Consider the following 4160-nt stretch of genomic DNA (forward strand, 5'->3'; position numbering starts at 1 on the left):
TCAGAATAAAAGATAAATAAAGTTTAAGTCTGTTCATATATGGAATCGTCAAAAATTACACACAACGGTACGGCTTACTGATGGACGGGAGTTTGGAAACGTAAACAGTCTTGCCGCAAATGAATTTACTTTGAAAAATGAACATCATGTTTACCGTCTAACCCGGCTAGCAGTAAACCGATGTTAGCGGTTCGGGCTTTTGTTATTCGGCAGTCTTTATGCTTAATAGGGCTATCTCCATAACGCGTCTGTAAAAGTCTTCGTATTCGTCCTTTTTATATTTCGTACGCATTGCTTTCAGAACGTCCGAAGCGTCAAATCCGCCCCATTCCCAAAGCATTGTGTCAAAGTTATATTTAAGCATTTGAGTTTCGACTTCGGCCCTTATAGATTTTACTTGGCCTGCTGTAAGTCCGTGGCTTTCTAAAAGTTTCGTTAGTCGTTGGTCGGTTTCGGCTGTATACTCCGTGTCTAAAAATGGCTCAAGTATCCAACCCCAAATCCAAGACCTTTCAACAGTCTTAACTCCATTTTTTGCAGCAAATACCTCAAGTATTTCTTTTTTATCTGATTCTAAAAAAACTATTTCATTCCCAATTCTAAATGTTGGTGGATATGATTTTACGTCAATGTCGTCAATTTGGTTTGCCTTGAAGATATTTTGCTTGTAAGCAATTGATGGCTCAAATGGATAATTCTCAATTTTTAAAAAGTCGTCACCGATTGTAATTTCTCCCATGGAAACGAGTAATCCTTTCCTTTCAGCTTTTGAAGTGCTAAACATTGTCCAACTGTCATTGGATTTTTTACTTATGTTGAAAAGTCGTCTGATAAATTCCATTCGTTTCTGCTTCGTTAACGTCTCATAGCCTGACCGCTAACGTAACGGCTTACTGATGGACGGGAGTTTGAAAACGTAAACAGTCTTGACGCAATTGAATTTATTTATAAAACCAAGCATCACGTTTACCGTCTACCCGGCTATTCAGTAAACTATTGTTAGCGGCTTGTTTTGTTATCAAAGTCTTTCTCTGTCACACATAATCCCAACTTCCTAAAATACTTTCTCAAATCCCAAACTGCAAAGTCGCACTGGTCAAACCTCTCAATTCTATTATTGCTGTATTTGAATTGATAGCAATCAAAACAAATTTCGATATAATCGATAACCTTTTCATTTTTGTCGAAAAAAAGAACTGCATTATGTGGTAAGTAGCACATTGCTTTGGTAGTTTCAGTGATTGTCCAACGATAGCATGTGTTGTAGAGTATGTCAGTCAATGAATCAACCTGATTGGTATCGAGAATTTTTATCTGTGTTAGTTTTGAAAGGCAAATTGTGTCATTTAGAAACTGTAATCCGTATTCAACGTCTCCCTTGTAGTCTTTATAGGAAGATTTACCAAACCTCCAATCTGAACTGTCAATCTTTTTCACTTGCTTGTCGAAAGACACGATAGCCACTTTAAAAGCTATATTGAAAGGATAAAAACCGACTCTTTCAGCCAATGAATATTTTGTGAAATTTATTTTTTGCGACTTACCTATATCGAAAGTTGAGTCTTGCCCGTAAGCAGTCAGACAAACTAAAAAGCAACAAATATTCAGGATTATTAGTTTCATTTTTTAGGTGTCGATAAAATAGCCGCTAACGTAACGGCTTTGCGATGGCCGGGAGTTTAAAAACGTAAACAGTCTTGCCGTGATTGAATTTACTTTGAAAACCAAACATCACGTTTACCGTCTTACCCGGCTATTGCAAAACTATTGTTGGGTGGAGTGTGATTACTCTCCTAGAAGAATTTCGATCTCTGTCCTTAAAACCGGTAAATGTGTTACAACAATTGACCATATAATTTCGTCCGAGACTGAATCATATCCGTGGATGATACGGTTTCGTGTATCAACTATTCTTCGAGAATTTGAGAGTTCTAAACTGTCATCCTTTTGCAGAATACGTTTCATTGCCTCTCCTATTATCTCTAAATTACGCTCTACCGCACGACGAGTCTTTAAATCATTTTGGTAGGCGACAAACTCTTTAGGAGTGTCAATGAAAAAGCAGTCAATCTCATTTATAGCATTTAAAATATCATAAAGCCACACCTTTATCTCAATGTCCATAAACAAGTTGTCTTTGCTGCAAAATATGTTGGCGGAAGAAAGGATTTTTTACGGCTTTTTCCTCAAGGAGATCAATTGGCCGTTTTAATAAATCTTGAAGGGAAAACTTAAGGTCATAATAATTGTCTGCGTAGACTGATACATCTAGTGGATCGAACTCGACCATTAAATCAACGTCACTTTTTTTATCAAACTGATTTGTAAGCACCGAACCAAAAGCATACAACTGCTTGACTTTGTGATCTTTACAAAGTTTCTGAATAGCGTCTATATGTTTCTCTAACAAATTCATTGATAAGGCAAATATAAAAGTTTTTAGTCGACTTAGAATGCAGTCAATTTGGAAGATCTGAAACACATTTCACCCAACGGTAAGGCTTACTGATGGGCGGGAGTTTGGAAACGTAAATAGTCTTGCCGTGAGTTAATTTAATTGAAAAACTGAACGCCACGTTACCCGTCTACCCGGCTATTCAGTAAACTATTGTTATGCGCCCGCAAAATAAAAATTAGCTAACGGTCAATGCATCGTCAATATCAATAGAGTAAAAAGAAAGTTGGATTTCAAGTCCCAAATTTCCAGCCTTCAACAGAAGGTCATTTTTTATTTTTATAGACTTACAAAAGTCATGTTCATAAATAATATGAAATCCAAAATCTAAAATGGCATAATCTATTTTAGTCGTCAATGGAATATCCGAAAGCCATTCTTCATTGCCAGTAAGAAATAAAATAGCGTCATTAAGCTGGTTTTCAGGGTCAGCAAAGTCTGCCAAACTCACCTCAATCGAAAAACTTGAAGAAACGAGCTTTTCTCCGTCTGGATTTGATTTAAACTTTGGATATCCTTTATAACTTTTCTTGTATGGATTTAAGTCATGCTTGTCAATAAAATCATCAATATTGAAATCAGCTCCTCCGATGGTCAAAATGCAACTCATAATCCGTGTATCATTTGTATCTCAAAAGGTCAAGCCAAAGCAGGTAACTCTCTAAGTAGTTTTAATTGCGCATAACGGTACGGCTTACTGATGGACGGGAGTTTGGAAACGTAAACAGTCTTACCGAGGTTGAATTTCCTTTGAAAAATGAACATCACGTTTATCGTCTTACCCGGCTATTAGTAAACCGCTGTTGGCGGTAGATTTTTCTTTCTCTTAAAAAATGTCTCTTTTGCTTTTTTGTCAGCACCTTACAACGAATTGTCATTCCAACATTATAGCATTCATATGGTATACTTTTCTCAAACTGAATCCAAGCTGTCGTGCTGTTTGCAAATTCAAAAATCCTATCAATGAAAGATTGGAGATATCTGGCTTCTGTTAATGTTGTGTCCTGAGCAGTTGGAGTCCAGTAAGTTTTGAATGAATAAGTTTTTTGTGTGGACGTTTCAATTGTATAAGTAATGCCGTCAAAACCATGTTTCCAACCAGGAATAGAATCGTCGGTTGGCAACTTGTTAATCTGTGAAGCCTCAATAAAGCAGATAATATTTTTAATAGTGTCAATACTAAGTTTTCTTTTATCCACTAATATTCTATCTGTGGGATCTTCCTTGTCGGGTGTTTGCTCTGTCAACCAAGATGTTAGTTCTCCAGCATATGAACCGTCACTATTTTGAAAAATATCAAGAACCTGATTTGTTTTCCAAACTCTGAAATGAAACGGGGATGTAGATGTATCAATTTGAGAAAATGACAAGTCTTTTGCAAGTAAATTGTGATATTTAAACCCAAAGGATGTGTCGCCTTTTCCATTTATTACATTGGTAAGCGTCTTTGATTGTCCAAACAAAGTGCTAGAAAAAATAAGAATTATAATGATTAGTGGGGTTCTCATAAAATTACCGCCAACGGTACGGCTTACTGATGGACGGGAGTTTAGAAACGTAAACAGTCTTACCGAGATTGAATTTACTTTGAAATATGAACATCACGATTACCGTCTTACCCGGCTATTAGTAAACCGCTGTTGTGTGTAGCCGATTCTTTCCAAAGCTCAATACTTTTATAAAATTGAAAGTCTTGAAAAAGCAG

6 protein-coding genes are annotated in these 4160 nt (G+C 36.5%); all 6 read right to left on the reverse strand.

Annotation, left to right across the window (positions count from 1 at the left end):
* Nucleotides 1-202: 202 nt before the first annotated feature.
* On the reverse strand, nucleotides 203-841 hold the full coding sequence (locus M4J38_RS19390) for a hypothetical protein (RefSeq protein ID WP_251761468.1): 639 nt from the start codon (nucleotides 839-841) through the stop codon (nucleotides 203-205).
* 158 nt (nucleotides 842-999) lie between these two features.
* Nucleotides 1000-1623 (reverse strand): hypothetical protein, encoded by a 624-nt coding sequence (locus M4J38_RS19395; RefSeq protein WP_251761469.1) that lies wholly within the window; start codon nucleotides 1621-1623, stop codon nucleotides 1000-1002.
* A gap of 162 nt (nucleotides 1624-1785) precedes the next feature.
* Nucleotides 1786-2124, reverse strand: a complete 339-nt coding sequence (locus M4J38_RS19400) for a DUF86 domain-containing protein (protein ID WP_251761470.1) — start codon at nucleotides 2122-2124, stop codon at nucleotides 1786-1788.
* A complete protein-coding gene (locus M4J38_RS19405; protein WP_251761471.1) occupies nucleotides 2114-2416 on the reverse strand; it encodes a nucleotidyltransferase family protein in 303 nt (100 codons plus the stop codon). Before M4J38_RS19405 ends, M4J38_RS19400 begins: the two co-directional genes overlap by 11 nt.
* A 217-nt stretch (nucleotides 2417-2633) precedes the next feature.
* Nucleotides 2634-3065 carry a hypothetical protein gene (locus M4J38_RS19410; RefSeq protein WP_251761472.1) on the reverse strand — a complete coding sequence of 144 codons (432 nt, stop codon included), beginning with the start codon at nucleotides 3063-3065 and terminating at the stop codon, nucleotides 2634-2636.
* Between the two features lie 160 nt (nucleotides 3066-3225).
* The gene (locus M4J38_RS19415) at nucleotides 3226-3963 is read right to left on the reverse strand and encodes a hypothetical protein (RefSeq protein WP_251761473.1); all 738 of its coding nucleotides are present in this window, start codon (nucleotides 3961-3963) and stop codon (nucleotides 3226-3228) included.
* Nucleotides 3964-4160 lie beyond the last annotated feature (197 nt).

Source organism: Parasegetibacter sp. NRK P23 (assembly GCF_023721715.1).
Lineage (GTDB): Bacteria > Bacteroidota > Bacteroidia > Chitinophagales > Chitinophagaceae > Parasegetibacter.